Below are 26,266 nucleotides of genomic sequence, written 5' to 3'. Positions count from 1 at the left end.
GCGCGCGACCCGGACGCGTAGCAGGCACTCCGCCGCGTCGTGGGCGCAGTAGCAGTGCACATGTGCCCGGCGTTGTCGCGCGACCGGGGCGGGCTCGGCCTTTCGCCGAGCCCGCCCCGCCGGCTCCCTACCGGGGCCGGACCCGTGTCACGCCGTCAGCGCTGCAGTGTCAGCAGACCCGGACGGTAGGGCAGGAGGCCGTAGTCGCCGCCGGAGTTGGGGCTGCGTCCCTGGTAGAGCAATTGCAGATTGCAGGGATCGACGGTCATGGTCTGATCGGCGCTGGTGCGGAGCAGTTCGCCGTGGCTGATGTCGTTGGTCCAGGTGGCGCCGCTGTTGGCCTTGCCGGCGAAGGGGTTGCTCTCGGTCGCGGCCTGGGGTGTCCACGAGCCGTTGAGGCTGGTGGCGGTGAACGAGCGGAAGTAGCGGCCCTGGGAGCCGATCGCCTCGACCATCATGAGGTAGCGGTTCTGGCCCTGGAGCTTGTAGACCTGCGGGGCTTCGAACAGGTTGTTCGTCGTATCGCTCATGACCACTGTCGAGTTCGCGCCGAAGCTGCTCGGGAAGTTCCCGATCGGCATGCTGGCCCGGTAGATCTTGCCGTTGTCACCGGCGAAGAACAGGTACATGTTCGTCCCGTCACCGATGAGCGTCTGGTCGATGGGTCCTGTTCCGGAGCCGGTGATGCTTCCGGAGAAGAGCACCTGCGGTGATGACCAGCCGTTCGGGTTGGTGGGGTCGCTCGACGTCCGGTAGGAGAAGGCGGTCCCGCCCCACTGGTAGGTGAGCACCCAGATGTTCTTCGGCGCGAAGTAGAAGAGCGTGGGCGCGACGGTGGCGGAAGACATCGTGTTCTGGCTGGCCGAGGCCATGTCCGACCAGTTGGTGAACAGGCCGAAGTTCATCGAACCCCAACTCGTCCCCGTGTCGTGCGTCGTCGCGTAGACGAGCTGCTTGCCGTTGTACGGGACGACGGTGAAGTCCTTGAGCGAGGCCCAACCTGGCTTGGGCTGCGCCAGTGCGCCCGTGGAGGTCCAGCGGTACGTCGACGGAAGATCGCAGGCGCCGGGAGTGTCCCCGCCGACCTTGACGAGCTTCCACTGCTGGTTGGTGCCGCCCCAGTCGTCGTACTGGACGATGTTCGCGCTGTCGGCGGTGGAGGCGCCTTGTACCTCGAGGGCCTTGTTGCTGTGGCGCGAGATGAGCCTCACGTAGCCGTCCGAGCTGTCGGCCAGCCGCCACTGCTGATTCGTGGCGTTCAAGTCGGTCCACTGGACGATCGCGCCGCTGTTCGCGGTGGACCAGTTGTGGACGTCCAGCACCTTGCCCGAGTGGCGGGACTTGATGCGGTAGTAGCCGTCCCCGGAATCGACGAACTGCCACTGCTGCTGGTTCTGATCGTTCCTGGTCCACTGGGTGATGCGGGCGCCGTCGTCGGTCGCCAAGTTGTAGACATCCAGAGCCTTGCCGCTGTTGCGGTTGACCAGCACATACGAGGCGTTGGTGTCTACGGTCGCCGCGCTGGCGGGATGGGCACCGAGGAAGGTGGCCACGAGCAGGAAGGGCGCCAGGACGGCGAGTAAACGTCTCCGGCGGACCGGGGACGGATGGCGGAACCACATCAGAGGGACTCCTTGAGGGGCGAGGGCGGAGGTGGCCCCGATGAACCGCGGAGCGGCCACGCCGGGGGTAGGGGGACAGGGGCGATCCCGAAAACTTTCGGAAAGTTCCCGGAAGCATTGACGCCACAAGCTAGGAATGAGAGGCCGTCCGGTCAAGGCCTGTCGCCGATCTGTCTACAAACGGCGCCTCACCGTTGGGCTCGACAGGCTGTCGTGCCGACTGGAAATACCGTGCACAACACCGCGAACCGGGCTTACGGCGTCCACCGGTCGTGGCGTCAGGAGTTCGCCGCTGACTCGCTGGGATTTCAGAAAGTTTCGGGCGAGGAACGGAATCTTCTGCGGGGAGTATTGACGAGCCATCGTCAATACCTCAATCATCCCTGTCTGAGACACCGTCCATAGTCCGGGATTTCGAACCATGTTGACCCTGGACGCTCTGTTCTGCACGGCAGATCCACGTCCACGCACAGCCGCGCGGCAGATCCGCGCACCACAGCACCTGCGCCACCCCGTTTCGTTCCGGTGAGGTTCGCACCCACGCATCCTGGCTCTTCGCGTAGTTGGAGAGGTACGCGACGCCGCGTGGTGGTTCCCCGGCTGAGCCGCGATGGCGTCCTTTCGTGCCGGTCGACCCCTGCACTTCAGTCCTTCCGTGATTTCTACCTTGGAGGCACAGTCATGGGCTCGTACGCCCTTCCCAGACCCGTTATCCGCCGGAAGACACGCGGTCTGCTGTTGGCGCTGATCGTCGGCGTCTTAGTTGCGGTCGGCGCGCTGGTCGCCCCACCGAAAGCACACGCCGCCGAGAGCACACTCGGTGCCGCGGCGGCGCAGAGCGGCCGCTACTTCGGCACCGCTATCGCCTCGGGCAGGCTGGGCGACTCGGCGTACACGTCGATCGCGGGCCGTGAGTTCAACATGGTGACGCCCGAGAACGAGATGAAGATCGACGCCACCGAACCGCAGCGGGGCCAGTTCAACTTCACCGCCGGTGACCGCGTCTACAACTGGGCGGTGCAGAACGGCAAGCAGGTCCGCGGTCACACCCTGGCCTGGCACTCCCAGCAGCCCGGCTGGATGCAGAGCCTCAGCGGCAGCACCCTGCGCCAGGCGATGATCGACCACATCAACGGCGTGATGGGCCACTACAAGGGCAAGATCGCCCAGTGGGACGTCGTGAACGAGGCCTTCGCCGACGGCAGTTCGGGCGCCCGGCGCGACTCCAACCTGCAGCGCACCGGCAACGACTGGATCGAGGTCGCCTTCCGCACCGCGCGCGCCGCCGACCCGGCCGCCAAGCTCTGCTACAACGACTACAACGTCGAGAACTGGACCTGGGCCAAAACCCAGGCCATGTACGCCATGGTCAAGGACTTCAAGCAGCGCGGCGTGCCGATCGACTGCGTCGGCTTCCAGTCGCACTTCAACAGCGACAGCCCCTACAACAGCAACTTCCGCACCACCCTGCAGAACTTCGCCGCCCTCGGCGTCGACGTGGCCATCACCGAACTAGACATCCAGGGCGCCTCGTCCACGACCTACGCCAACGTGACCAACGACTGCCTGGCCGTCTCGCGCTGCCTCGGCATCACCGTCTGGGGTGTACGCGACACCGACTCCTGGCGCTCGCAGGACACGCCGCTGCTGTTCAACGGCGACGGCAGCAAGAAGCCCGCGTACACCTCCGTCCTCAACGCACTCAACGGCGGCTCCACCACGCCCCCTTCGGATTCCGGACAGATCAAGGGCGTCGGGTCGGGCCGCTGCCTGGACGTGCCCAGCAGCAGCACCACCGACGGCACCCAGCTCCAACTGTGGGACTGCAATAACGGCACCAACCAGCAGTGGACGTACACCGCCGCCGGTGAGCTCAGGGTCTACGGCAACAAGTGCCTGGACGCCGGCGGCACCAGCAACGGCACCAAAGTCCAGATCTACAGCTGCTGGGGCGCCGACAACCAGAAATGGCGCCTCAACTCCGACGGATCCATCGTCGGCGTCCAGTCCGGCCTCTGCCTCGACACCGTCTCAGCCGGCACCGCCAACGGCACCCTGATCCAGCTCTACACCTGCTCCAACGGCAGCAACCAGCGCTGGACCCGCACCTGATGAAGACCTACGGTGCGGCTCCCGCCCCTCCACGAAGACATCGCTGATGGTCCCGGGTCGCCGCCATGGTGGTGGCGACCCTCGGGATCTGCCTGCTCACCGCGGTCAACGCCGGCCGCCACGCGTTTCACCCGAGTGTCAGGCTCACTTGCCCCGGCAGGTGATCGCTGGGGTACTGGCCGCGCGGCTCGTACCTGTTGATGCGCCGCGGGCACTACTGACGACGCCCGGATCCGCGACATCACCCAGGCCCTGCCACCCCATTGGGCCGACCGCCTGTTCACCGCCCACGAGCAGGGCGCAGGCGAGCAGCAGATCGCGGCCGACGGCCTCGCAGAGATGTACTTCCGCGCAAACAACTCCCGGGCACACGGCCTCGGAGTGGAATTCACCGACGTAGAACGGCTCGATATCGAGCTGTGATCGCCCGCCCGCCCCCGCGCTGCACGCGCGGGGGCCCTGACGGTGGCCACAGCACGGTGGCGCCATTTGGGGGCATGTTGGGCGTGTGGATACGCATCAAGTGAACCGTGCTCGGGTGAAGTTGGCGATATTCGTGGCTGATGTGTTCGCGTCGGTGCCGCGCAAGGATCAGCGGGCGAAGGGTGACTGCTATCTGCGGGGCTGATGCTGGACGGGCGGCGTAAGTCGATCCAGTCGATGGCGGAGCGGCTGCCGGACGGCAATGAACAGAACCTGCAGCAGTTCGTGAACCAGTCGACCTGGGATCCGGTGCCGGTGCGGCGGCGGATTGCGGAGCGGATGGTGCCGCAGATCGGCCCGGATGCCTGGGCGGTCGATGATGTGTCGTTCCCCAAGGACGGCAAGATGTCGGTCGCGGTCGCGCGCCAGTACTGCGGAGCGCTGGGCAAGCAGGCCAACTGCCAGGTCGCGGTGAGCGTGCACGCGGTCTCCGACACCGCCTCCTGTCCGCTGCAGTGGCGGTTGTTCGTGCCCCGGGAGTGGGCGCACGATGCGCCACGGCGGCAGAGGACCGGGATACCGCAGGAGGTCGGGCACCGGGAGAAGTGGCGGCTGGCTCTCGACACCTTCGACGAGCTGGCCGGGTGGGGACTGGTGCCGCCGGTGGTGGTGGCCGACGCCGGCTACGGGCAGAACGCCGACTTCCGCGACGGCCTGAGCGAGCGGGGCATCGGATATGTCGTGGCGGTCCGTTCGGACGTGACCGTCCACCCGCACGATGCACAGCCCACCGCCCCGGCGTGGTCCGACAACGGCCGCAAGCCGCAGCCCCGCTACCGCCACAAGCCGTCCTCGGTCGCCGCGCTGGCGGCCGGCCATGGGCGGCAGGCCTTCATCGAGGTGACCTGGCGGGAAGGCTCCCGCGGGCCGATGCGCTCGCGCTTTCTGGCCCTGCGGGTGCGGCCGGCCGGAGTCCGGGCCAGCCGCCTGGCCCAGGCCGCCGCCACCGCCCAACACGGCTACTGGGACGGTGTTCTGCCCGAAGTGACGCTGCTGGCCGAATGGCCCGAGGACGCCCAAGAGCCCACCGACTACTGGCTGTCCAGCCTGCCCGCCGGCTCCCCGCCGGCACCCCGCCGGCCGAACTGGTCCACCTGGCCAAGATCCGCTGGCGCATCGAGCACGACTACCGGGAACTCAAACACGGCCTCGGCCTGGACCACTTCGAGGGACGTTCCTGGGCCGGGTAGCATCACCACGTCACCCTGGCCACCGCCGCCCAGTCCTCACCGAACAGCGCCTGGCCCCAAAAGCCGATACAGCGGACTCAGCCTCTACCAGATCCTCGACGCCATCCAGGACCTGCTGAACTGCTGGACCGGCACCTGCACCACCTGCCACCGCCCCCTGCCCAGAACATCCACCACCAGCCAGAACCCAAGAGCCAGAGCAACCTAACGGGTAGTGTCCTGCGCCAGTAATTCGTCGGTAGATCCGTCCGGCCCCCTGGCGGCCAGGCGGCCGGACGCCGACCGCGCGTGTTGGCCCTTCGAGCCCCAGCCGGAACTACCTAGGAACTTCCGGCGCGGGACACTAGTGTGATGCGCCAGAAATGGCGACTCTAAGTATGTAGGCTGTTTTCATGGTGTCTCGGGGTCCTCGTGCTGTCGAAGTCGTGCTGTCCGCCGAGGAACGTGCGGAGTTGACGCGCTGGGCGGACGGCGCGGTATCGGCTCGTGCGGCGGAGCGGGCCCAGATCATCCTGGCCTGTGCGGACGGTGTGTCAAACACGGCTGTGGCAGCGGACTTCGGGGTGAGTGCGGCGACGGTACGCAAGTGGCGCTCCCGGTTCGCGGCCCAGCGGTTGGCAGGCCTGACGGATGCGCCGAGGCCGGGCCGGCGTAAGTCGGAGCTGGTGCTGTCCGAGGCCGAGCGGGCAGAGCTGACGCGCTGGACGCGGCGGGCGAAGACCGCGCAGTTCCTGGCGCTGCGGGCGAGGATCGTGCTGCGGTGCGCGGACGGCGGGACGAACAAGGAAATCGGTGCCGAACTCGGCATCGCGCACAACACGGTGAACCGTTGGCGCTCCAGGTTCGTCCGGCTGCGGCTGGACGGGCTGACGGATGAGCCGCGTCCCGGCAGGCCGCCCTCGATCCTGCTCGACCGGGTCGAGGACGTGCTCACCGCGACCCTGGAATCCACCCCGGGCAAGGACACGCACTGGTCGCGGGCCTCGATGGCCAAGCACTCCGGCCTGTCGAAGTCCACCATCGGCCGGATCTGGAAGAAGTTCGACCTCAAGCCACACCTGCAGGATGCGTTCAAGCTCTCCACCGACCCGCAGTTCATCGCCAAGGTCGTCGACGTCGTCGGTCTGTACCACCACCCGCCCGAGAAGGCGGTGGTGCTATGTGTGTGGACGAGAAGTCCCAGATCCAGGCCCTGGACCGCTCCCAGCCCGTCCTGCCGATGATGCCGGGCATGCCCGAGCGCCGCACCCACGACTACCACCGGCACGGCATCACCAGCCTGTTCGCCGCCTTCAACATCGCTGACGGCACCGTCATATCGGAACTCCACCGCCGCCACCGGGCCATCGAGTTCAAGAAGTTCCTGACCCGGATCGACAAGGCAGTGCCCATCGGCCTGGACGTGCACCTGGTGTGCGACAACTACGCCACCCACAACACCCCCGAGATCAAGACGTGGCTGGGCAAACACCCCCGCTTCCACGTCCACTTCACCCCCACCGGCTCCTCCTGGATGAACCAGGTCGAGCGGTGGTTCGGCCTGCTGACCGACAAACTCATCCGTCGCGGCGTCCACACCTCCGTCAAGGCTCTGGAGGACGACATCCGCGCATGGATCGAGGAGTGGAACCACGATCCCAAGCCCTTCACCTGGACCAAGACCGCCGACGAGATCCTGAACTCCCTCGCCGACTACCTCACCAAAATCAACCCACCAACCACCAATACGTGAAAGCTACTTAGAGTCGCCATTTCTGGCGCATCACACTAGAGATGGGCGGGCGGATCTGCGGACTTCCTCGCTTCCACGGCGCGCGGTGAGGTCGCCTCTGCTGAGGTGGAGCAGCTGGCCGATCAAGCGTCGGTCGTGGTCGACCGGTTCACCACCGCACTGATCGCGGCACGGACGGCGTCTCACCGTGGTCGGCGATCCCTCACGCGCACCAGGCGATGCTGCGCGCTGCTGGTTGGTCAGGGAGGGCGTAGTGGGTGAGCGTCGGAGCAGGCACGGGTGACTGCAGCCGGATTCGCGCGTTAGAGCTACGTGACCACGACGACCCCGCAGCCAGCCCCGGTCACCGGCCGCGAGGAAACGGTTCCTCCAGCGCCGGGTGAGCCGATCTTCACGCAGCTGGCCGCCCGCTGGGAGGCGGAGGGGCGTGTCGTGCCGGGGCAGGTGGATGGAGAGTGGGTCAGGCTGGCAGACAGGAGTACGTGGCCCACTCGATAGGCCAGCGTGGTGCGGTGCTCTCCCCCCATCCCCGCACCCGCTGTACCGGCCGGCAGCCTCGCCGACCTGCCCGGTTCCGAGGCTGCCGGACCGGCTCGCCGGTCAGGTCGGGCCCCGGCCCCCGGCAGCCCTCACCCCTCCGGCGACCGCGTGACCGGCGTCTGACCGGGTGATCAACGGAGTGCTCTAGCGCGTACGGACGGGTGGCCGACCTCGCTGCCGCTCGAGACCAGGCAGTGAGCGCAGCCATTCCGGCGGGTGACGCGTGCACGTGACATGGACACGGCCTATCCATTTGTGATCATGGTGTGCCCTGGCAGTCTCGCAGTGCGAGAGCGGCTGGCACCGCTCGTGATGACGCAGACCGCCCGGCGCCCACCGGGCTCAGGCATCCGCGCGATCTGGACGGGCAACAAACGCATTGCGTCGCAGCGATCGCCGGGCCCAGCGGGGTACCTCTCGTAACCTGCTTTGACCTGCGATGATTGATGACAGGGTACCTGGACGGTATGCTCCAGGCATGCCTGCCTTGAATGTGGAGTTCAGCGAAGAGGAGCTCGACGAGCTCCGCGAACTGGCGCGAGAGCAGGGGGTCACCCTCAAGGCCCTGGTACGCGCCTCGACCGCCGACCAGATCGCCCGCCACCGTGCCCTGAAGGAAGGCGCCGAGGTCTTCGCCCGCGTCTTTCACGATCCGGCCCTCGCCGAGGCCATCGCGGCCGCGGGCCAGGATGACGGCCCGGCGGCCGGGGCAGCGGAGCGGGCCGCCTGACCGATGCCGCCTGTCATCCATATCGACATGAGGTGGCTCCTGCAGCAACAGGAGACCGCCCTGCCCGAACACCCGACCGTCGGCGACTTCTCGGCGCTGATGGCCGGCGTGGCCCGCCACCGCGTCGACCCGCCTAGGGCCGGCACCGACTCCGACGCGTCCTGGCGCGCGGCAGCCCTGCTGCACACCTTCCTGCTCCTCAAGCCGCTGCCCGCATACAACATCCGTTTCGCCTGTGCTGTGACGATCGCCTACATGCATGCCAGCGGCGAAGGCATCGACGCCCCCTACGGCGAACTCGTCGACCTCGCAGGCGAACTGCTCTCCGGCAAGGCCGACGTGTTCACGGCGGCCGACCGCATCCGCGCCTGGCGCCTGTAACAGGGACTGAACCGCGGACCCCTGCGGCGGGGCACTGGCAGGGAGTTGAGACATCGCAGCGGTTGGGCCGTCAGGGTTGGAATCCTGCATCACACTGCTACGGGGGGACAGGGCCCGGATCCACATGCACATGGATCTGGACCCTGTTCTGTTCACGCTGTCTGATGAGGTGGTTACGCTCTACCGGACTCCTAGCTGGCGTGTCGTGTGAAGTGGCCCCTTCTGGGCGACACCACACAAGGGCTGGGCTGGCGGTGTGCGTGTCGGTTGCGATGACTTACCGGCTGACGCTGATCAGCGTCAGCGGCAGGGGTGCCGTTGTGGAGGTAGCGGGGACGTCCGTCGGCGGCGGCTTCGAGGGCGGCTGTGAAGCGGGGCCGTATGTGGTCGCCGAGCCGGGCGCGTGCGATGTTCGGCGCGACGACTTCTGCTGTGGCCAGCTCGCCGTCACGGGGGCTGAGCTTGCCGTTGTCGTTGGTGAGGGTTCCGCCGTCGAAGATGAAGGCGATCTGGTCGTCCCAGGGGCCGTAAGGGGCAACCCAGTCGACCACGAGGAGCCGGAGACTGGTGAGTGTCAGCCCGAGTTCCTCGGCCAGCTCGCGGCGCGCTGCGTCCGGCGGGGCTCGTTTGCTTCGACCATCCCTCCGGGAAGGTCCCATCCGGGCTTGTAGGTGGGGTTGACCAGGAGGACTTGGCCGTCGGCGTCGCGTAGCAGGACGTCGGCGGCGACGCGTTTGCGGGCCTGCTTGGCGTTTCCCTCGGCGAGGTAGGCGTTCCACGCTTCCGGGTCGGCGGGGGTGGGGGTGGTGTGTGCGGGACTCATGCGGGGGTGCCTCCGGGTGACGACGCGATGATGTCGGCCAAGAGGAGCATTCTCGCTCTGCGTGCGTCGTCGAACCGTGTCAGGTACTGCCGCATCGGCCCGTAGGCGCGATGCGGTTCCAGGAGCTGTCGCAGCGCGTCGAGCTGCTGTACGACGCGGACCGATCCGAGGGTGGGGCTCGTGCTGAGCAAGCCGTGCCCGGTCTGTACGGCTGCATCGAGATCGCCCCGGAGTACGTGGATGTCGACGAGGGTGATCCGGCTCAGGGCCAGGGACCGTGCGCGGCGGGACTCCCGGAGTGCGACTGCCGCTTGTGCCTGCGCCAGGGCCGCATCCAGCTGGTTGAGGTCGCGCAGGATCAGTGCCGACTCGCTGACCAGGGCGGCGGCCCCGCGCCAGGGGTGAACACCAGCAGCAGGTCCACTGCCAGGAAGGCCGCCAGTGCCGTTGTATCCATCGCTCGTTCCCTCTCGTGCTTGTTGCTCCGCAGGGAAGGCTAGGCCGGATATGCCCGAAGGGGCCGGACTCCACGTGGCAGGCATCTTCCGCTGGTCCGCCCGCTGATCCAAACGAAACCGCTTAGGCGAGCCGGTGAGGTGAGTCAACGGTGGGCGCGCATCGGCACACCGCCTCGCTTCAACGAGGCGAGAATCAGAGCCGTTTCGATGGTCAGTGCATCGCTGGCCCACGGGGCCATCGTCACGAAGTCGTACAGGTGGCCCTCGCTGGGCAGGGCCGCCAGGACCAGGAGCTGGTGATCGCCGGCGACGAAGCTGGCGTAGCGGACGTAGGGGGATCGCGCCAGGGCGCCGGCCACCTGGTCGAGTCGGCCCGGCGCCACGCGGATCCTGAGGACCGCCTCGGTGGGCAGGCCAAGGAGCGTCGGGTCGATCACGGCACGGATGCGTACCTGCCCTGTGCGGCGCAGCGTGCTGACGCGACGGCGTGCGGTGGCCTCGGACACCCCGGCGATGCGGGCGAGTTCGTCATAGGTTCGGCGGCCGTCGTCCGCGAGGGCGTCGAGCAGGAGGACGTCGGTGCGGGTCGGTTCCTCCGGCGGGGCGGGGGACGGGACCGACTCGGGTGAGGTGGCCAGGGCGGCGGTCTCCGCGTCGGTGAGCAAGCCCGGCTGCCACTCCCGGATGGTGCTGAGGTGCCGCAGGACGGGGTGGGCGACTGCCTCCGCGACGCCGGGGAGTCCGGGGAGTTCGTCCATCACGAGTCCGGCGAGGCTTTCACGAGGGCCGACCAGCTCGGCGATGCAGTCCGGGGAACCGGTCAGGACATGGGCGAAGGCGCAGTCGGGGCGGCGGGCCAGCGCGCCGGCCGCCATCCGGGCCTGCCCGGCTGTGCTGCGCACGAGGACCACCGTGCTGTGACCGCGCACCGCGAGAGCGCCGACCTTGACGTAGCCGGAGGTGAGCAGACGGGTGCCTCGCCGGATGACCGTTCGTTCCGCCTCACCGAGCGCGCCGGCAACCCGGCGCCAGGAAGCGCGGCCGTCGACCTGGAGGGCGCTCAGGATGCGCCGATCCAGCAAATCCGCCACAGAGCCATGCTGTTGTGCTGCCATCGCGCCGATCCTATGGCGGATTCCGTCGATGTCCAGCGGAATCTTGTACGCATCCGTCATCGCGTTCGAGTCTGTCCAGCACGGAGCCGCACCGAGCCACCCGCCAGCCCTGCCCTGCTCCCGTGACCGACGGAGATGATCCATGTGACCGCGCCGCACGGAACCACCGACCGGCCACCGGCCGTTGAAGCCCCGCAGGCGCCCACGACCCGGCGCGGCCGACTGACCCTGCTCGGGCCGGGACTGGTCCTCGCGGCTGCCAGCGTCGGTGCGGGTGACATGGTCACCTCCCTCTCGGGCGCTGCCGGTTACGGCCTCGCGCTGCTGTGGGCGCTCCTCGTCGGGGTCGTCGTCAAGAGTGCTCTCACCGAGGCGGTCGGCCGGCTGCACCTGGCCACCGGCCGGACTGTGATCGCCGGCCTCCGTTCGGCCGGCCGCTGGTTGCCCGCCGCCTTCTTTCTCTTCGTCCTGGTGATCGCGCTGCTGTACGGCGGCGCGCTCAGCTCGGTCGCGGCGCTCGCGCTGACCACGCTTCTGCCCGCGTTGCCCCTGCATGCGACTGCCGTGGTGATCACCGTGCTGTCGACGGCGATCGTCTACATCGGCCGCTACGCGTGGTTCGAGCGAGTGATGAGCGTGTTCATCCTGGTCAAATTTGTCGGCATGGTAGGCCTTGCCGTCGCCATGCTCGTCACCGCCGACGATCTGCCGGGGATGCTGTCCACGCTGAGCCCGCGCCTGCCGCAAGGGTCGGTGCTGACCATCCTCGCCCTGATCGGAGGGGTCGGCGGCAGCGCAGCCATCGCCTCGTACAGCTACTGGGTACGGGAGAAGCAGTGGCGGCACCCCAGCTGGCTGCCCGTGATGCGCGCCGACGTGGCGACCAGCTACGCCGTCACGTTCCTCTTCGTCCTGTGTACGAGCATCGTCGGCGCGGGCCTGCTGCATGGCTCGGGCCGCACGATCACCGGCAACGACGGTCTCGCCGCGCTCGCCGATCCGCTCGGCGCCGACCTGGGCTCGGCGGCACGCCTGCTGTTCCTTGCAACCTTCTTCTTCGTCACGCTGGGGGCACTGGTCGGCGGCTTCAACTCCATCGGATATCTGCTGTCCGACTCGCTGCGCACACTGCGCGGCATCCCCGACGAGCAGGCGGAACGGCATATGGCGCCACGCAGTTGGCCGTTCAGGGCGTTCGTCCTGGGCGCCGGCGCGGCAGGGGTGGGCGTCACCTTCCTCGGGAAGCCGGTGTCGCTGGTACTCCTGTACGCCACTGTCGGCTCGCTGATCCTGCCGCTGCTGTCCGGGGCGCTGCTTGTGCTCCTCAACCGCCGCACCGTCGAGCCGGTCTTCCGCAACAAGCTTCTCTCGAATGTGTTGTTGTCCGGCGCCTTCCTCCTCTTCGGGGTGCTGGCGGCGGCCCAGTTCGCCGAACTCTTCTGACCCGCCCCACCCGCCCCACCCGCAGCACACGGAGCCACCATGAACGAACTCAGCTTCCGCACCGCCGTCGACCTCGCCGCAGCCCTGCGGCGCCGTCAGGTGTCCGCCCGCGAGGTACTCGCCGCCCATCTGGAGCAGATCGAGCGCGTCAACCCGATCGTGAACGCGATCGTGACGCTCGTCGCCGAACAGGCCATGGACGCCGCGGCACGGGCCGACGAACGGCTCGCGGCGGGCGAGGAAGTGGGGCCGCTGCACGGACTGCCTGTCGCGCACAAGGACCTCGCCGACACGGCCGGAATCCGCACCACGTACGGGTCACCGATCTTCGCCGACCATGTACCGGACCGGAACCACCTGGTCGTCGAACGCCTCAAGCAGGCCGGGGCGATCACCATCGGCAAGACCAACGTGCCCGAACTGGGCCTGGGTTCACACACCGTCAACAAGGTGTTCGGGCCGACCCGCAACCCGTACGACCCGACCCGCAGTGCCGGCGGCAGCAGTGGCGGTGCGGCCGCGGCGCTGGCCGCCGGGATGGTGCCGCTCGCGGACGGCAGCGACACCGGCGGCTCCCTGCGCAACCCGGCCTCGTTCAACAACGTGGTCGGCCTGCGGCCCTCGCCCGGCCGGGTGCCGTCCTGGCCGGACAGGACGCCGTGGGCGCAGCTGTCGGTGAAGGGGCCCATGGGCCGCACGGTCGCCGACACCGCGCTCGGCCTGTCCGCGCTCGCCGGCCCCGACCCGCGCAGCCCGCTCGCCCTGGACACGCCGGGCGCCGCCTTCGCCCCGTCCGCGCTCGACGGCGCCGACCTGTGCGGACTGCGGGTGGCCTGGGCGCCGGACCTGGGCGGCGCCGTGCCGGTCGAGCCCGAGGTGACGGCGGCGTTGACGCCCGCCGTGAAAGCACTCGAGGCCATGGGCTGCACGGTCGAGGAGGCGTGCCCGGACCTGTCCGGTGCCGACGAGGTGTTCCGCGTCGAGCGGGCCTGGCAGATGGAGGTCGCCTACGGTGCGCTGCTCGACCGGCACCGCGACCGCCTCGCCCCCCAGGTGGTGTGGAACGTCGAGGAGGGCCGCCGCCTGACGGGCCCCGACGTGGGCCGGGCTCAGGTGCGGCGCGCCGAGCTGTTCCACCGGGTCAGGGAGTTCTTCGGGACATACGACCTGTTGATGCTGCCGGTGAGCCAAGTGGCGCCTTTCGCACTGGAGTTGGCGTACCCGAGCGAAGTGGCCGGGGTGCCGATGGAGACGTATCTGGACTGGATGCGCTCGGCGTACCTGATCTCCGTGACGGGTTGCCCGGCACTGTCCGTGCCTGCGGGGTTCACGCCTGCCGGTCTTCCGGTCGGCCTGCAGATCGTCGGCCCGCACCGGCAGGACCTGGCTGTGCTGCGCGCCGGGCACGCCTTCGAGCAGGCGACCCGAGCCGGCGAGCGCCGTCCTTCGCTCGCCGTGACGACCCACTGAGGAGGGGAAGTTGAACATGTCCCACCAGTACACAGCCCCGCGCAGCGCCCTGATCGTCGGCGCAGGTATGGCTGGTCTCGCCACTGCCTGGTACCTGCAGGAAGCGGGCGTCGAGGTCACCGTTGTCGACCGCAAGGGCGTCGCGGCCGGCGCGTCCTGGGGCAACGCCGGCTGGCTGACCCCGTCCTTGACCGTGCCGCTGGCGGAGCCGAGCGCGCTCAGGCTCGGCCTGCGCACCATGTTCTCCCCGTCCTCACCGCTTTACATCCCGCCGCGCGCGGACGCCCGCCTGGCGCAGTTCCTGCTCGCCCTCACCCGGCGCTGCACACACCGCCAGTGGCAGGTCGCCATGGCCGCGCTCTCGGTGCTCAACCGCGGTGTGCTCGCCGCGTACGACGAACTCGCCGAGGGCGGAGTCGCCGAACCCACCCGCGCCAGTGACCCCTGCCTGCTCGCCTTCACCGACGAGGCCGCCCGCCGCCCGATGGTCGAGGAACTGGAGGCGGTGCGCGCCGCAGGACAGGACGTGGCGTACGAACTGCTGACCGGCGAGCAGGCCGCATGCCTCGAACCGACCCTGCGCCCGGATCGGATCGCTGCCGCCGTCCGGCTGCACGGGCAGCGGTACCTGAACCCCGTGGCGTACACGACGTCGCTCGCCGACGCGGTGCGGGAGCGCGGCGGCAAGATCGTGGCAGACCTGGAGGCCGTGAACGTGCGCGATCTGGGCGGCGGCCCCGGCGGTGGTGTCGCCGTGCGCGGCGCCGAGGGACAGGAACTGCGTGCCGACGCGGCCGTGCTCGCCAACGGCGCCTGGCTGGGCCGCCTCGCGGCGCCCTTCGGTGTCCGCACTCGCGTCCAGTCCGGCCGGGGCTACAGCTTCACCATGCCTGCGGCAGGCCTGCCCACGACGCCCACCTACTTCGCGGCGCAGCGTGTGGTGTGCACGCCGCTGGACGCTGAGCGGGTGCGGGTCGCCGGGATGATGGAGTTCACCGCCCCCGACCGGCCCGCCGACCCACGCCGCGTTCAGGCGGTGATCGAGGCGGTCCGCCCTCTGTTGCCCGACGCCGACTTCGGGCGCCGCACCGAGGAGTGGGCCGGCCCGCGCCCTTGCACCGCGGACGGCCTGCCCCTCATCGGCCGCACCGTGTCACCACGCGTTCACGTGTGTGGCGGGCACGGAATGTGGGGCATCGCTCTGGGCCCCCTCAGTGGAAAGCTGCTGGCGGACGGGATGGTGAGCGGACGGTACGCACCCGAACTGGCGGCCCTGCATCCGCTTCGCTGACTCCCGCGTGCCGCGATCCCTGCGTACCCCGGTCTCGGGTCTGGCACGAGAGTGAAGCCAACCGCAGGATGACTGCGCCGAGTTCAGCCGAACCCAGGACTCGTCGGAGTGAAGTCGGCCGTCCGATCCGCTGGCGGCAGCACTTTCGGGTTCCCTGCGATCAGGACGTCGCGTCATCTGACGCGGAACCTCATATGGGCCTCGGGGCGCCCACCTGCCGCCGGACGGCGCGGCGACAGCGTCTGCGTTGCTTTCAAGGGGGCTGGGGGTCCGGCGTCTGCAGGCGAAATGGCGACACGGCGAACCCGGCGACGCACCCACACTCCCACCGCACACGCCAGCCGGGTGCGGAAACCTCACGGTCAGGCGCCCGGCGCGAGGCAGGCGGGGGCGGACTCCGGTGGCGACCTCAGTGCTGCGGGCGCCCGGGCAGTCGGCTCAGGAGTGCGACAGCGCACAGCACGGGGATGAGTGCGGTCAGCGTCCAGGTCAGGCCGGCGAGCTCGGCGGCCCAGCCGATCGCGGCGGGACCGAACAGGGTCCCCGCGTAGGTGAAGGTGGTGAATCGGGAGATCAGCGTCGCGGCTTCCGGGCTGTCCGCCTTCGCCTGCCCGACCGCGCTGTAGGCCAGCGGGATCAGGACCGACGCGCCCGCGCCCGCGACGGCGAATCCGCCGATGGCCGCGACAGGGTTCGGCGAAAGAAGCGCCATCGCCAGGCCGCACGCCGCGACGAGGCCGCCGGCACGGAACAGGACCGGGGCGCCGTAGCGCAAGGTCAGGCGGTCGCCGATCACCCGGCCGACCGCCTGAGCGCCGGTGTACGCGGTCACCGCCGTGGCTGCAAGACCGAGCGACGCGCCCCGGGAGTCGTGCAGGAAGATCGCGCTCCAGCCGAGGGCGGCGCCCTCGCAGACCATGAGGGCCGTGCCGGTCAGGCCGAGTGCCACGACCTCGCGGCTCCAGCCGCCGCGCAGGCCAAGGCGGCGCGGCTCGGGCGCGGACGCGCGGGCGCGGTCCCCTGTGCCGGTCTCCACCAGGAGCGGCCCCAGCAGCAGGCCCCCGGCCATGAGCACGGCGGCGGCTGCCACGAGGTGCGTGGCGAACGAGATACCCGCACGTTCCAGGACGGCCGTGGCGAGTGAGGCTACGACAGCGCTGACGCTCCATGCGGCGTGGCAGCCGTTGAGGATGGGACGTCCCAGGCGCCGCTCGATCGCGACGGCATGGGTGTTCATGGCTGCGTCGGTGGTGCCGTGCACGGCACCGAGGGCCGTGACGACCACCACGAGTTCGACGGCTCCTCCGACCAGGCCGACGAGCGCCAGCAGCACGGGCATGACGAGGAGTGAGGTGCGCAACACCGGCCGCGTCCCGACCCGTGCCGTCAGCAGTCCCACACCCTGCATGCAGGCGAGGGCTGCCACGGCAAAGACCATGCCGATGAGCCCGAGTTGGCCGTCGCTCAGATGGTGCTTGTCCTTCAGTGATCCGAGCCGGACGATGTACGTCGACAGCGTGAGCCCGTTGAGAAAGAAGACGGCTGTCGCCGGCCACCGTCCGGCGCTCGCCGCCCTGCCGGGCGGTGCCGACCGGGTCGAGCCGCCCCCGGCCTGGTCGGCAGCCGTTGTAGTCGTGTGCGCCGCGGTCTGGTCCTCGGCAGTCATCGTGCGCGCTCCGTCGCGTTCCACCCGTGATCCGAGAGTGCCCGGACGACAGATGAAATCGAATCAACTCTAGCCGCAGACTGCTGACATCGCCCGCCTGCGGGCGAGATAAGCCCAGGGGAAGATCACTTCCCGCACAGATGCCGCTGTCGCTGTGGCCGAGGCTGCATGCGTTGGACTTGACCAGCTGAACACCGATGCCACCGAAGCTGGTTGAGGCGGCCAGGGGCTGTCAGTGGCTGGTGACAGGATCACCGGCATGGTTTCCGTACGTACTACTCCGCCGCGGCCCGTGGACGTGACCGCGGTCTTTCCCGAGCTGGCGCCGTTGGCACGTCCCGCGATTCGGCTGCACCCTCGTCCCGGATCGCCTTCGGTCGGGGAGAGCTCGGTCGGGGGGCCGTTGCTGTGGCCGGTGCAGGAGCCATGGCCGATGAACCGGCCCTCGACGCACCCAAATCGCTGGCGTTCTGGGGGCGAGGCGTGGGTGGAAGCTGGCAGTTGACCATCCCGCAACAGCAGTTCGACACAGGACTGAACCTGAACGGGCTGACCCAAATCCAAGTGTGGATCGGATACCAGTTCCTCCACGGTTGACCGATGTCAAGAAGTTCTTGCGCCGGTGAACGATGTCGGAAAGCCGTGTGCGGGAGAACCGCATGCACGGTTTCACTTGAAGCGGCGGGGACTGGAAACGGAGCGTCAGCTACCGCGCCAGTCCCCGACCCTACTCAGAACGCTTCCTGACCTGCGTTCGGCGATGGTGCGGGTTATGTTCGGGTCACCGGATGAAGATCGAATCACCGGATCATTCCTGTTCGTCGGAAGAGTGATGGGACGGCAGCAGGTGACCGAGGAGAAGCCGAAGAGCAAGTCCTTCGTGGAGAAGGCCGCCTATGTGGTGACGCCCGGAACCGCTGTTCTGGGCCTCTTGTACTACTTCGGAGCCACTTACTGGAACGCCTACTACACCTATTTCGGCATCCGGGTGAACCAACTGGACTACTCAATCCAGGACTACCTGCTCGGCAGCCCCCCGGCGCTCTTTCTCCCGGTCTGGGTCCTGCTGACCCTCGGAGTCCTCGTCTTCTTCGCCTTCCGGTGGGCCGAGCGCGAACTGGCCCGTCCCCGCCACAGACAACTGCGGACCCTTGTCTGCCGTTCGGCTGCGGCCGTGGGCATTGCTCTGCTGCTCCTCGGTTTCCCGGTGTTCCTCGAACCGCCGTGGTGGTGGGATCTGGTGCTGAGCCGGCTGAGATCCGGATGGCCGAGAGACCTCGTACCCACATTCTTTGTGGCCATCGGGGCGGTAGTGATGTTGCTGGCGCTCCGCCTCTACCACCGGTCCGGCGGCCAGGGCGAAGGGCCGTGGCGCCTGGCCGAGGGCTTCATGGTCGCCGTTCTCGCCATGGTTCTGTTCTTCGACGTGGCCCGCTACGCCCGGGGCGTGGGGGAGTCGTCGGCCGCCGCCGAGGCGCAGAGCCAATTCAGCGACCTGCCGGCGGTCCTGGTTCACGCGCGGGAGCCGGTCGAGCCGGCCAGCAAGACGATCCACTGCGTGGACGAGGGGAAGCAACACCAGCCGTTCCGCTACCGCTGTGTGGGCTATCGGGTACTGACCCACTCGAAGACGCACTACTACCTCATCCCTGCCAACCGGGATCCGCAGTGGGGAGACGTAACCATGATCCTCATGGACGACGCGTCGATCCGGGTGCAGGTACAAGGCGAGTACCGGGGAACGGGGGCATCCTGACCCCACCCGCGCTCCCGTTACGCCGGGCAGCTTGCGGGCGGTCAGGTCGCCGGGGCGCCAGGCGTCGCCGGTTGCGGAGGCGGCGTTACGCCGCCGCCAGGCTCAGTTCCGGGAGTGGGAGGCGCGGTGTTCTGCGGCGGCTCGCTCGGTGGCTGGGGCATGGGAGACTCGCCGGGACCGGTCGGACTTCCCGTGGGACCCGTCGGCCCTTGGGTCCCCGGGGAAACAGCGGGGCCCGATGTCTCAAGGCCCGACGGGACGGTGTTGGGGGTGACCCCCGGCTTACTGGCGGCGGTCACCACTGTCCGGATCGGCCATGTCGGTGAGTCGATCTTCAGCAGTGCGGCCGCAGGCGCGTCGTTCGACCCCCGGATGAAGCGGATCTTGAAGGTGCAGGACTGCCCTGGCGGGATCGGATCGTCACCGCAGTGGTCCTCGACGATCTGGTACACGTTGTGTCCGCCGCCGGAGGTCTCCGGCGCAGCACCGGTTCCGTCGGCCTTGGTCTCCTGGACACCGGCCCCTTCGTCCGCACCATCCCCGGCGACCGTCGGCTTGTCGTGCTTCCAGGCACGTTGCTCGTTGTTCTTCATTTCGACGGCCGTGTCCGCGGACTCACCCACCTTCACGGCCGGGAACCCAATCCCGGAACCACCACCCTGGCCGCCACCGCCCCCAGAATCGGAAGGAAACAGCGTGGCCTTGCCCACGACACTCGCCGACGGCGACGGATGCGAGGACCCGCCACCCCCCGCACACCCTCCAAGGACAAGGGCACCGAGGGTGCCCACGGCCACCGGTGCCCTCAAGGCACCGCCCCGGCCGCTTCGGCCCATGCCCCGTACCCGGGCACGGCTGCCCTGCTCCCAGATCACAACAGCCTCCCGCACATCGTCGGCCCAGCCCCTCGGCCTGCCGGAGCGAGCATGCCACCGGGATGCCACCGAAGATCACACCCAGGCTGGCGCAACACGGATACCACCCACAGTGATGCAGGGAGGGCCGCCACTTGACGAACGCCGCGCGGCTTCTTGCGCAGAGAAGTGGGAAGCTGCCTCGACGCTCCCCTGCCATCACGCAGGACACCGACCGTTCCTGACCAGTGCGCATGAGTGAGTCGCGGACCCAGTGCTGCGTGCCGGGTGCATCCCGAACGGTGTTGGATGCGCTGGGTTCCCGCTCTCGCGTCCCGCTCGGCAACGGCCCTTCGGGGGGCCGGTCCGTGGTGGGTGGGCGGTTCCCTCACGCCCCCGGTCACCCGGTTCGGCCTGGACGGTCCGATGCCCCGCACGATTCCCCTTCGAACCCGAGGCCGCGAACCTGTTCTTCCAGTTCATCTCGGGCAGATACGAACGCGCGTCCGTGATCGTCACGAGCAACAAGCCCTTTGGGCGCTGGGGCGAGGACTTCGGCGACGACACCGTCGCCGCCATGATCGACCGCCTCGTCCACCACGCCGAAGTCATCTCTCTCAAGGGCGACAGCTACCGCATGCGCGGACGTGACCTCGGGCGGGTTCCAGCCGCCAACACCGGGGAATGACCAACGTCAACGGACCAGCAGGGGGCCACTTTTCAACCGCCGGAACTGGCTCACAATTCAGGCGTCGCCGACACGAGGACGCGTTACGCCGCATGATGCTGGGTTGGATGCGGGCTGGGCGGGCACGCGAGCAGCACTTCGAGGGGCCGCCGTTCTTTTTGGCGGCCATGTTGAGCTGCTACGCCAACACGGCTCCGCCGTATCTGATCCAGGCTTGCCATCCGGGCCTCGACCAACGAGGCCGAACGACCCGCGCCTGGTACTGTTGATCTTGAGCTGGCCGGCGGAATTCATGCTGGCACGCTATGCGTTGGTGGTCCAAGGAAAAACGTCCCGCTTCCTGCGGGGAGATGCAGGTGCAAGGCCTGCCCAGCGCTCCGTGAAGACCCCGCACCGAGATCTGTGGCGCGGGGTCTTTTCACGCCTGCTTCCTGCCCTGGGCCGGTGTGGACCGGTCCAGCGGCCACGGAGTTCGGGCTGCGGCGCTGTTACTCACTTTCGGGTGGCGCCTGCCCGCTCGCCGAGCCGCCGGGCCTGACGGATGCAACGCGCCGACCGGTCACGGCAAGGGATGCGATGCTGTCAGCCCATCAATTCTGCACATAGGCGACATAGGTGGATGTTGCAGGCGCGTGTCACGGTGGTGTGGGCAATTGGCAACACGTGCCGCGTTGGGCCTGGGCGTGCCGGTGCGGTGAGCAGGGTGTGCGTGTGCGGCCAGCCGGCCGCACACGCACACCGCACCACCCGGCTGCTCATCGGGGACAGTCGGGCTGGTGCCCGCATGATGCAGGGAGTACCTGTGACCGTATCCACGTCCGCTCGCCGTCTGACTGCCGCCGCGCTGAGTGCCGCTGCCGTCACCGCGGCGATCGCGGTGCCCGCGTCCGCCGCCGATCACGGCGCGCAGTGGCGGAGCGTCGAGATCAGCCGCGTGCAGTACGACTCCCCGGGATGGGACAACCGTTCCAACCGCTCCCTGAACCAGGAGTGGGTGGAGATCACCAACAACACCCGCCGCAGCGTGAACCTTGACGGCTGGACCCTGGCGGACGAGGACGGCCGCACCTACACCTTCGACCACTACCGCCTCGCCGGCCGTGCCACGGTCCGCGTCCACACCGGTATCGGCTACGACACCCGCCACGACCTCTACCAGGACCGCCGCGCCTACGTGTGGGACAACCGATCCGACACCGCCACCCTGCGCAACGACCACGACCGCTTCGTCGACGACGCTTCCTGGGGCCGCCACCACTACCAGAACCGAGGCTAGAGAATCCTGGGCCGCACACCCGGGGCGCGTGCCCCTGGCTGCGGCATCAGGGTGAGAAGATCCGTGGCTCGGCTGGGAGTTCCCAGCCGAGCCACGGCTGCATCCTCGGGGGGATTGTGCTGCCCACTCCGGCGAGCCCAGGAGCGACCAGCTGCCGCAGAGCGCGTTCCGAACCGCCCCTCTCATGTGGGTGGGCTGCGCCGGACGCGAAGAGACGCGGCAGAACCGACCTCGCTGTCCTGGATGCCGAGCGAAGCCGGTCGGAAGGCTCAATGATCAACGACGTGTGGGTTTTTGCCGATCCAGTACAGGGCGGTGTCGATGTCGCGTGCCGTCCAGTCGTCGGCGTACTGGTGACGGTGGTCGAGGAGATCACCGAGAAGCTGCATGTAGCGGCCGTACCGTCCTGGAGCACGGGTGAGAGTGAGGCCGAGAGCGTTCAGGGCGTGTTGCACTCGGCGGTCGTAGACGGCCATCCGTTTCGGTGCCGCTGCGGTAAGGACGGCTGAGGCCAGGGCGTCACCGATACGGAAGCCGGGCAGTTCACACACGACGGCGCGCCCGGCACGGGCGGCTTCACTGCGCGAGAGCGCGGTATCGCGGACTGCGGTGACTGCCCGAGCCGTGACTGCGCGGACCTGCGTTTCGGGTAGGGACATCAGCTGCGAGACCCAGGGGGTCTGCGCGGTCAGCCGCTTCCAGACCACCAGTGCTGCGATGTCGCTCTTGCCGAGACTGTCTGCGCGCTCCGTTCGCTGTGCGATCTCCCGGAAGACTTCGTCGTAGTGGGGTGAGACGTCGGACAGGTAACTGGCACGCGCGGGGACCAGAGCTTCCCATGCACGATTGCAGGCGGCAGCCGACTCCTGCGGAGGAATCGAATCCACGGTCTTCTTCACGACCTTTCGTGCCGGTTCGGTTGTGGAGTTCAACGCTGAACTCGAACGCGGACGTGCCATCGAAGGTGGCCTTTCACCGGGCGAGGAGCCGTACGCCGAGCCCCGCGACACCCGCAAGCTCTGATGACGGCCGGCACGTCAGCGGTTCCCTCGCGCGGTAGCGACTTCGCCCGGCTGTCACTCTGAGCCTCTGAGCCGACCTGAAGCACCGCTGCCGTTGGACACCCTCGCCGATCTCCTGTCCTAGCTGCTGCTGCGCAGCAGCAGCACGCGCTGGAGCTCCCTCATGCACCGAGGAGGCTCCACGCGTCGCGGGCCGCCAACGCAGCCGCGCCCCTTTGGTGGGTGGGTCCGCGCATCCGGAGCGACAGGCCGGGCGTCCCTGCGCCGGCGCCTGGCTCACCGTGCGGCCCAGCGTGGCCGCGGCCCGGGCGAACCTCGTGGCGTCGACGACGGCTGCACCGCCCAGGCCGTTTGAAGTAGACGTACACGTCGTCCCGGTCCGGCCAGGCGTCGGCGATGCGTCCGTGCAGCGTGCAGCCGCGTAGACCTCGTCCGCCTCTTCGGGCGGGTGGAACTCCTCGAACCTGGCAATGTCTCGTGCTCGCGCTGGCGCCCCCGAGGCTGCGGACCAGGAGATCGTCGACGGCGCCCACTTCGGGGGCGTGGCCGGAAGCCGTGGGACGACAACTCCGATGGACCCGTGACGTGCCCCTGGTGAAATGCCGGGGACCGTATGCTTTCGGCGCAAAGGTTGCGGAATCCTTCCATCTGCTCCATGGCGGGAGGGCACGGGCAGGCGTAAGACAGGGGTAAGGGGCCCGCCCCGGGCCCCCAAACCCCCAGGAGGAGCCATGACCCAGGCCGGATCGATGACCGCGATGAGCAAGGAGATGCAGGACTGCGTCGCAGCGTGCATGTCGTGCCACAGCGTCTGCGAGGAGACCATGAGCTCCTGCATGCAGATGGGCGGCCAGCCCCAGATGCAGATCATGCGCGCGCTCATTGACTGCTCTGAGATGACCCGCATGTGCGCGGACATGATGATGCGCCGCTCGCCGATGTCGCCCGAGATGTGCGCTATGTGCGCCAAGGCGTGCGACATGTGCGCCGAGGCGTGTATGTCCATGCCGGACGATCAGCAGATGATGCGCTGTGCCGAGGCGTGTCGCCGCAGCGCGGAGATGTGCCGCGCGATGGCGGGCGCCACGATGTGATCCCTGCCTGATCGGCTTCGACGGCGCCCGGGCCCGGGCGCCGTCGAAGCCCACGGCGGCGCCAGATCGGACTGGGGGTCCTCCAGCTGTCTCCACGGGTCGCCCAGTGGATGTGATAGAGCGCGCCGTCCGCGATCAGTAGTGTTCGCGCCGCCGTGATCAGCTCCTCGCGTGCATCATCGATGTTCTCGATGTGCTCCATGCGGTCCTCCCAGCCGGGCCCCCTCCCTCCCTCCGCCCAGGACACGCGCGAAGACAGGGGAGGGAGGGACGCAAAGTCGGCCGCCCGGGGTGAGGAAACGTTGTTGTCGATCGCCCGACATCACCCAGAAGTCCACGCGGCGTTGGCCACGGGCACCACCCTCGCCGACCAGGCCCCGCTCGTCGGCCGCCTCCTGCAGGGCGGAGTGAGCCGCGAACACATCCGCGAGGCCCTCGTGGGGCGCCCTTATCCGCCACCACAGCAGCGCACCCACTCCCTGTCCGCCCTCGTCGCCGCCCGCCTGCAGCAGCTCGCGCTCCTGGCCGCAGCCTCCGATCAGGCTCGCCGTTCCTGGATGGCGCCGCCACAACCCACCGAGGCAAACCCGCAGAGACTGGCGATGGACGTGATCACGCCCAAGCCTGAGTGCCCGGGACAAGACGGCCTGTGCGGACGGCCCGTGGGCGCACCCGGCGCGCTGTGCCCCCGCTGCGCTCCCGAGCCGGCCTGAAGATCCGCGCACCACAATTCGATGCCCGAAGGCAGGGGAGGCATCGCGGACGTTCCGGCAGGAGGCTGTCAGTCCCTGTTCATAGGATCACGGCATGTCTGATGCCTTCACCGTCTTGTGGACCCATGACACGTGCCGCGCGCTGCGCAAGGAAGGGCGCGTGGGCGAGCGATCTCCGGTCGCTTTCAGTGGCGTTCACTCGTCCCTGCCAGCGTGGACGGGTGCCCGTGCTGGGGACGAGGTGTACGCGCTGCACGTCAAGCAGCGCGAAGTGTTCGTGGTGAGTCAGATGCGAGTGATCGACGTGGAGCGTCGCGACTGCTGCGGCATAGCCCCCGCCGCCTGGGACGATCCTGCGTATCCCGGGCATGACGACTGGTCGATGCTCGGCGCGGGCGGCTGTGGGGCTCAGGCGGTACACGTGGACGCGACGCCCGTACGCTTCGATATACCCGTCTCTGGTGAACTGCTCACGGGGCTTGCCTGGCGCAACCGGCGAGGGCAGACCCGCGGTCTGAAGTACGTGGTGGATGGTCGCCTCGAAAGATCGATCAGCCTCCAGGGGTTCTACCGTCTGACCCCCGAGGGCGCTGACGTGCTGGCGGCAGTCGTCAGCGGTCCTGCCCGTTGAATGTCCACCACCTGCCTGGTCACCGAGGCCGGCGGAACCTGGAGCCGACACGCCCCAGCGGCCACTGGGGGCCCGCTGACCTATCCTCAGGTCTTAGCGTCCGCACGAGCGCGTCACGTCACCTTGGCGCCCCAGGTCGGAGCGACCGCTCCAGACGACGGAACATCTCACCCGGGGAAGTGGACCACCTGCGGAGCTCCCACTCGACGTCGGCGGCCTCGGCCAGCCGCAGTTGTGCGGAGGCGCTCGCCGTGTGTTCCTTGTATTTGGTGAACTCTGTGATGTCGGCGTTGCTCCACCAGCCGTGCAGGACATCGGGTGCCGTCGATGCTGAGGACCGGTGGTAGTGGCCTGCTCTCACGCCGATCATGACTGCTCCCTGGGGTGCCCGCCTCGCTGGGGGCGCGTGAGGGTGGCGGCGGTGATGACGCGTGGTCCGAACCGACTGCGAGCGGCGTCTGTGACGGCTTCGATGCGGCGGGCTTTGTCGTCGCCTTCGTCGAGCAGTAGTTGATGGTGCGCAGTCTCGTCTGGCCCGAGCCGGTCGGCGCGCAGGGCGAGGTGGCGTACTCGGGTCCGCTCGAGCCCCAGCGAGGTGTAGAGGCTGTAGGCGAGGGCGGTGAGGGCGGGGGAGTGGGCGCTTGGTTCCGGCAGGGCGCGGCTGCGGGTGGTGCTGGTGCGGCCGGCGTAGCGCACGGTGAGCGTGAGTCACCGGCACACCTCGTGTGAGGTGCGCAGCCGGGCTCCGAGTTCTTCGGCCAGGGCGAGCAGCGCGCGGCGGTGTGCGTCCGGGTCCAGTTCGTCTCGGTCGAAGTTGCGGCTGGCGCTGGTGGAGCGGATCAGGGCGGTGCGCTGCACGGGCCGGTCGTTGTTGCCGCGGGCGCGGGCGGAGAGTTCGCGACGGGCCTGCTGGCCGAGGATGCGGGCGAGCACGCTTTCGGAGGTGTCTGCGAGCTGTCCGATGGTGGTGATCCCGTATCGGGACAGAGTTTTGGCGGTGGCCGGCCCGATGCCGGGCAGGGCGGCGATGGGCCGGGGCTTGAGGAATGCGTCGACCGCGTCGTCGTCTGGGGCGATGACGGTGATGCGCCCAGGCGGGGTGGCGGCGGCCATTGCGGCGATGAGCGGGGAGCGGCCTCCGCCCACGACGGCGTGCACGCCGTAGAGCGCGAGCGC

The 26,266-nt window shown here is 68.7% G+C and carries 21 protein-coding genes and 4 pseudogenes; 16 read left to right on the top strand and 9 right to left on the bottom strand.

Annotated elements, in window-relative coordinates; all coding sequences use genetic code 11:
• Nucleotides 1-155 precede the first annotated feature (155 nt).
• Nucleotides 156-1,622: a non-reducing end alpha-L-arabinofuranosidase family hydrolase gene (locus OG456_RS44545; protein WP_266570866.1), complete on the bottom strand. Its 1,467-nt coding sequence runs from the start codon at nucleotides 1,620-1,622 to the stop codon at nucleotides 156-158.
• Nucleotides 1,623-2,303: 681 nt separating this feature from the next.
• Between OG456_RS44545 and OG456_RS44540 the strand changes: the two genes are divergently transcribed.
• The 5 genes and pseudogenes from OG456_RS44540 to OG456_RS44515 all read left to right on the top strand — a co-directional run bounded on the left by OG456_RS44540 (nucleotide 2,304) and on the right by OG456_RS44515 (nucleotide 8,790).
• Nucleotides 2,304-3,734 (top strand): endo-1,4-beta-xylanase, encoded by a 1,431-nt coding sequence (locus OG456_RS44540; RefSeq protein WP_266570865.1) that lies wholly within the window; start codon nucleotides 2,304-2,306, stop codon nucleotides 3,732-3,734.
• Nucleotides 3,735-4,242: 508 nt separating this feature from the next.
• Nucleotides 4,243-5,526: pseudogene (locus OG456_RS44530) on the top strand (IS701 family transposase).
• A 273-nt stretch (nucleotides 5,527-5,799) separates the two neighbouring features.
• Nucleotides 5,800-7,139, top strand: a pseudogene (locus OG456_RS44525) (IS630 family transposase).
• A 1,018-nt stretch (nucleotides 7,140-8,157) separates the two neighbouring features.
• Nucleotides 8,158-8,409 carry a hypothetical protein gene (locus OG456_RS44520; protein WP_266570864.1) on the top strand — a complete coding sequence of 84 codons (252 nt, stop codon included), beginning with the start codon at nucleotides 8,158-8,160 and terminating at the stop codon, nucleotides 8,407-8,409.
• 3 nt (nucleotides 8,410-8,412) lie between these two features.
• The gene (locus tag OG456_RS44515; protein WP_266570863.1) at nucleotides 8,413-8,790 is read left to right on the top strand and encodes a toxin Doc; all 378 of its coding nucleotides are present in this window, start codon (nucleotides 8,413-8,415) and stop codon (nucleotides 8,788-8,790) included.
• Nucleotides 8,791-8,981: 191 nt separating this feature from the next.
• Here the strand turns inward: OG456_RS44515 and OG456_RS50655 are convergent, their stop codons facing one another.
• Genes OG456_RS50655 through OG456_RS44500 form a run of 4 tightly spaced genes read right to left on the bottom strand, consistent with a single transcriptional unit; the run spans nucleotide 8,982 to nucleotide 11,186 of the window.
• Nucleotides 8,982-9,449, bottom strand: coding sequence for an NUDIX hydrolase (locus tag OG456_RS50655; protein WP_323136459.1), 468 nt, complete (start codon nucleotides 9,447-9,449; stop codon nucleotides 8,982-8,984).
• Nucleotides 9,365-9,613: an NUDIX hydrolase gene (locus OG456_RS50650; protein ID WP_323136458.1), complete on the bottom strand. Its 249-nt coding sequence runs from the start codon at nucleotides 9,611-9,613 to the stop codon at nucleotides 9,365-9,367. The genes OG456_RS50655 and OG456_RS50650 overlap by 85 nt, the downstream gene beginning before the upstream one ends.
• Nucleotides 9,610-10,155, bottom strand: coding sequence for a hypothetical protein (locus OG456_RS44505; protein WP_266570862.1), 546 nt, complete (start codon nucleotides 10,153-10,155; stop codon nucleotides 9,610-9,612). The genes OG456_RS50650 and OG456_RS44505 overlap by 4 nt, the downstream gene beginning before the upstream one ends.
• Before the next feature lie 59 nt (nucleotides 10,156-10,214).
• Entirely contained in the window at nucleotides 10,215-11,186 is a 972-nt protein-coding gene (locus OG456_RS44500; protein ID WP_266570861.1) for an Lrp/AsnC family transcriptional regulator, read from the bottom strand.
• A gap of 135 nt (nucleotides 11,187-11,321) precedes the next feature.
• On the opposite strand from OG456_RS44500, the gene OG456_RS44495 reads away from it, so the two are divergent.
• From OG456_RS44495 to OG456_RS44485, 3 genes are read left to right on the top strand one after another with little or no spacing between them, the layout of a single operon-like run.
• Nucleotides 11,322-12,629, top strand: coding sequence for an Nramp family divalent metal transporter (locus tag OG456_RS44495; protein WP_266570860.1), 1,308 nt, complete (start codon nucleotides 11,322-11,324; stop codon nucleotides 12,627-12,629).
• 39 nt (nucleotides 12,630-12,668) lie between these two features.
• Nucleotides 12,669-14,099 (top strand): amidase, encoded by a 1,431-nt coding sequence (locus OG456_RS44490; RefSeq protein ID WP_266570859.1) that lies wholly within the window; start codon nucleotides 12,669-12,671, stop codon nucleotides 14,097-14,099.
• 16 nt (nucleotides 14,100-14,115) lie between these two features.
• Entirely contained in the window at nucleotides 14,116-15,390 is a 1,275-nt protein-coding gene (locus tag OG456_RS44485) for an FAD-binding oxidoreductase (protein WP_266570858.1), read from the top strand.
• 409 nt (nucleotides 15,391-15,799) lie between these two features.
• Here OG456_RS44485 and OG456_RS44480 read toward each other — a convergent pair whose 3' ends face one another.
• The gene (locus OG456_RS44480; protein WP_266570857.1) at nucleotides 15,800-17,056 is read right to left on the bottom strand and encodes an MFS transporter; all 1,257 of its coding nucleotides are present in this window, start codon (nucleotides 17,054-17,056) and stop codon (nucleotides 15,800-15,802) included.
• A 426-nt stretch (nucleotides 17,057-17,482) separates the two neighbouring features.
• On the opposite strand from OG456_RS44480, the gene OG456_RS44475 reads away from it, so the two are divergent.
• The 4 genes from OG456_RS44475 to OG456_RS44460 all read left to right on the top strand — a co-directional run bounded on the left by OG456_RS44475 (nucleotide 17,483) and on the right by OG456_RS44460 (nucleotide 21,630).
• Entirely contained in the window at nucleotides 17,483-17,653 is a 171-nt protein-coding gene (locus OG456_RS44475; protein WP_266571814.1) for a hypothetical protein, read from the top strand.
• A gap of 235 nt (nucleotides 17,654-17,888) precedes the next feature.
• Nucleotides 17,889-18,812: a hypothetical protein gene (locus tag OG456_RS44470; RefSeq protein ID WP_266570856.1), complete on the top strand. Its 924-nt coding sequence runs from the start codon at nucleotides 17,889-17,891 to the stop codon at nucleotides 18,810-18,812.
• A gap of 1,128 nt (nucleotides 18,813-19,940) precedes the next feature.
• Nucleotides 19,941-20,354, top strand: coding sequence for an ATP-binding protein (locus tag OG456_RS50645; RefSeq protein WP_323136457.1), 414 nt, complete (start codon nucleotides 19,941-19,943; stop codon nucleotides 20,352-20,354).
• A 787-nt stretch (nucleotides 20,355-21,141) separates the two neighbouring features.
• A complete protein-coding gene (locus OG456_RS44460; RefSeq protein WP_266571748.1) occupies nucleotides 21,142-21,630 on the top strand; it encodes a lamin tail domain-containing protein in 489 nt (162 codons plus the stop codon).
• Between the two features lie 269 nt (nucleotides 21,631-21,899).
• Here the strand turns inward: OG456_RS44460 and OG456_RS44455 are convergent, their stop codons facing one another.
• A complete protein-coding gene (locus OG456_RS44455) occupies nucleotides 21,900-22,529 on the bottom strand; it encodes a hypothetical protein (RefSeq protein ID WP_266570855.1) in 630 nt (209 codons plus the stop codon).
• Nucleotides 22,530-22,551: 22 nt separating this feature from the next.
• On the opposite strand from OG456_RS44455, the pseudogene OG456_RS44450 reads away from it, so the two are divergent.
• From OG456_RS44450 to OG456_RS44435, 4 genes and pseudogenes are all read left to right on the top strand, one after another.
• A pseudogene (locus OG456_RS44450) lies at nucleotides 22,552-22,653 on the top strand (ribonuclease); the annotation flags it as partial.
• A gap of 730 nt (nucleotides 22,654-23,383) precedes the next feature.
• Entirely contained in the window at nucleotides 23,384-23,746 is a 363-nt protein-coding gene (locus OG456_RS44445) for a four-helix bundle copper-binding protein (protein WP_100596915.1), read from the top strand.
• 305 nt (nucleotides 23,747-24,051) lie between these two features.
• Nucleotides 24,052-24,459 carry a hypothetical protein gene (locus tag OG456_RS44440; protein ID WP_266570853.1) on the top strand — a complete coding sequence of 136 codons (408 nt, stop codon included), beginning with the start codon at nucleotides 24,052-24,054 and terminating at the stop codon, nucleotides 24,457-24,459.
• Nucleotides 24,460-24,553: 94 nt separating this feature from the next.
• Nucleotides 24,554-25,090 (top strand): hypothetical protein, encoded by a 537-nt coding sequence (locus OG456_RS44435; RefSeq protein WP_266570852.1) that lies wholly within the window; start codon nucleotides 24,554-24,556, stop codon nucleotides 25,088-25,090.
• Nucleotides 25,091-25,208: 118 nt separating this feature from the next.
• Here OG456_RS44435 and OG456_RS44430 read toward each other — a convergent pair whose 3' ends face one another.
• Together OG456_RS44430 and OG456_RS50640 are read right to left on the bottom strand one after the other, a co-directional pair.
• Nucleotides 25,209-25,460, bottom strand: coding sequence for a hypothetical protein (locus OG456_RS44430; RefSeq protein WP_266570851.1), 252 nt, complete (start codon nucleotides 25,458-25,460; stop codon nucleotides 25,209-25,211).
• Nucleotides 25,457-26,203: pseudogene (locus OG456_RS50640) on the bottom strand (hypothetical protein). The gene OG456_RS44430 and the pseudogene OG456_RS50640 overlap by 4 nt, the downstream one beginning before the upstream one ends.
• Nucleotides 26,204-26,266: the final 63 nt, after the last annotated feature.

The organism is Streptomyces sp. NBC_01446 (genome assembly GCF_026340095.1).
In the GTDB taxonomy this organism is placed as follows: domain Bacteria; phylum Actinomycetota; class Actinomycetes; order Streptomycetales; family Streptomycetaceae; genus Streptomyces; species Streptomyces aureus.
The sequence above is the reverse complement of the archived record's forward strand: the minus strand, read 5'-3'. Positions and strand labels throughout refer to the sequence as shown.

Excerpts from the sequence above, each read along its gene's own strand:
- OG456_RS44495 (WP_266570860.1), top strand. The coding sequence starts at position 11,322 with ATGATCCATGTGACCGCGCCGCACGGAACCACCGACCGGCCACCGGCC.
- OG456_RS44460 (WP_266571748.1), top strand. The coding sequence starts at position 21,142 with ATGCAGGGAGTACCTGTGACCGTATCCACGTCCGCTCGCCGTCTGACT.
- OG456_RS44545 (WP_266570866.1), bottom strand. The coding sequence starts at position 1,622 with ATGTGGTTCCGCCATCCGTCCCCGGTCCGCCGGAGACGTTTACTCGCC.
- OG456_RS44485 (WP_266570858.1), top strand. The coding sequence starts at position 14,116 with ATGTCCCACCAGTACACAGCCCCGCGCAGCGCCCTGATCGTCGGCGCA.
- OG456_RS44490 (WP_266570859.1), top strand. The coding sequence starts at position 12,669 with ATGAACGAACTCAGCTTCCGCACCGCCGTCGACCTCGCCGCAGCCCTG.
- OG456_RS50655 (WP_323136459.1), bottom strand. The coding sequence starts at position 9,449 with ATGGGACCTTCCCGGAGGGATGGTCGAAGCAAACGAGCCCCGCCGGAC.
- OG456_RS44540 (WP_266570865.1), top strand. The coding sequence starts at position 2,304 with ATGGGCTCGTACGCCCTTCCCAGACCCGTTATCCGCCGGAAGACACGC.
- OG456_RS44445 (WP_100596915.1), top strand. The coding sequence starts at position 23,384 with ATGACCCAGGCCGGATCGATGACCGCGATGAGCAAGGAGATGCAGGAC.
- OG456_RS44515 (WP_266570863.1), top strand. The coding sequence starts at position 8,413 with ATGCCGCCTGTCATCCATATCGACATGAGGTGGCTCCTGCAGCAACAG.
- OG456_RS44480 (WP_266570857.1), bottom strand. The coding sequence starts at position 17,056 with ATGACTGCCGAGGACCAGACCGCGGCGCACACGACTACAACGGCTGCC.
- OG456_RS44500 (WP_266570861.1), bottom strand. The coding sequence starts at position 11,186 with ATGGCAGCACAACAGCATGGCTCTGTGGCGGATTTGCTGGATCGGCGC.
- OG456_RS44430 (WP_266570851.1), bottom strand. The coding sequence starts at position 25,460 with ATGATCGGCGTGAGAGCAGGCCACTACCACCGGTCCTCAGCATCGACG.
- OG456_RS44520 (WP_266570864.1), top strand. The coding sequence starts at position 8,158 with ATGCCTGCCTTGAATGTGGAGTTCAGCGAAGAGGAGCTCGACGAGCTC.
- OG456_RS50650 (WP_323136458.1), bottom strand. The coding sequence starts at position 9,613 with ATGAGTCCCGCACACACCACCCCCACCCCCGCCGACCCGGAAGCGTGG.
- OG456_RS44505 (WP_266570862.1), bottom strand. The coding sequence starts at position 10,155 with ATGCCTGCCACGTGGAGTCCGGCCCCTTCGGGCATATCCGGCCTAGCC.
- OG456_RS44435 (WP_266570852.1), top strand. The coding sequence starts at position 24,554 with ATGTCTGATGCCTTCACCGTCTTGTGGACCCATGACACGTGCCGCGCG.
- OG456_RS44475 (WP_266571814.1), top strand. The coding sequence starts at position 17,483 with ATGGCCGATGAACCGGCCCTCGACGCACCCAAATCGCTGGCGTTCTGG.
- OG456_RS44470 (WP_266570856.1), top strand. The coding sequence starts at position 17,889 with ATGGGACGGCAGCAGGTGACCGAGGAGAAGCCGAAGAGCAAGTCCTTC.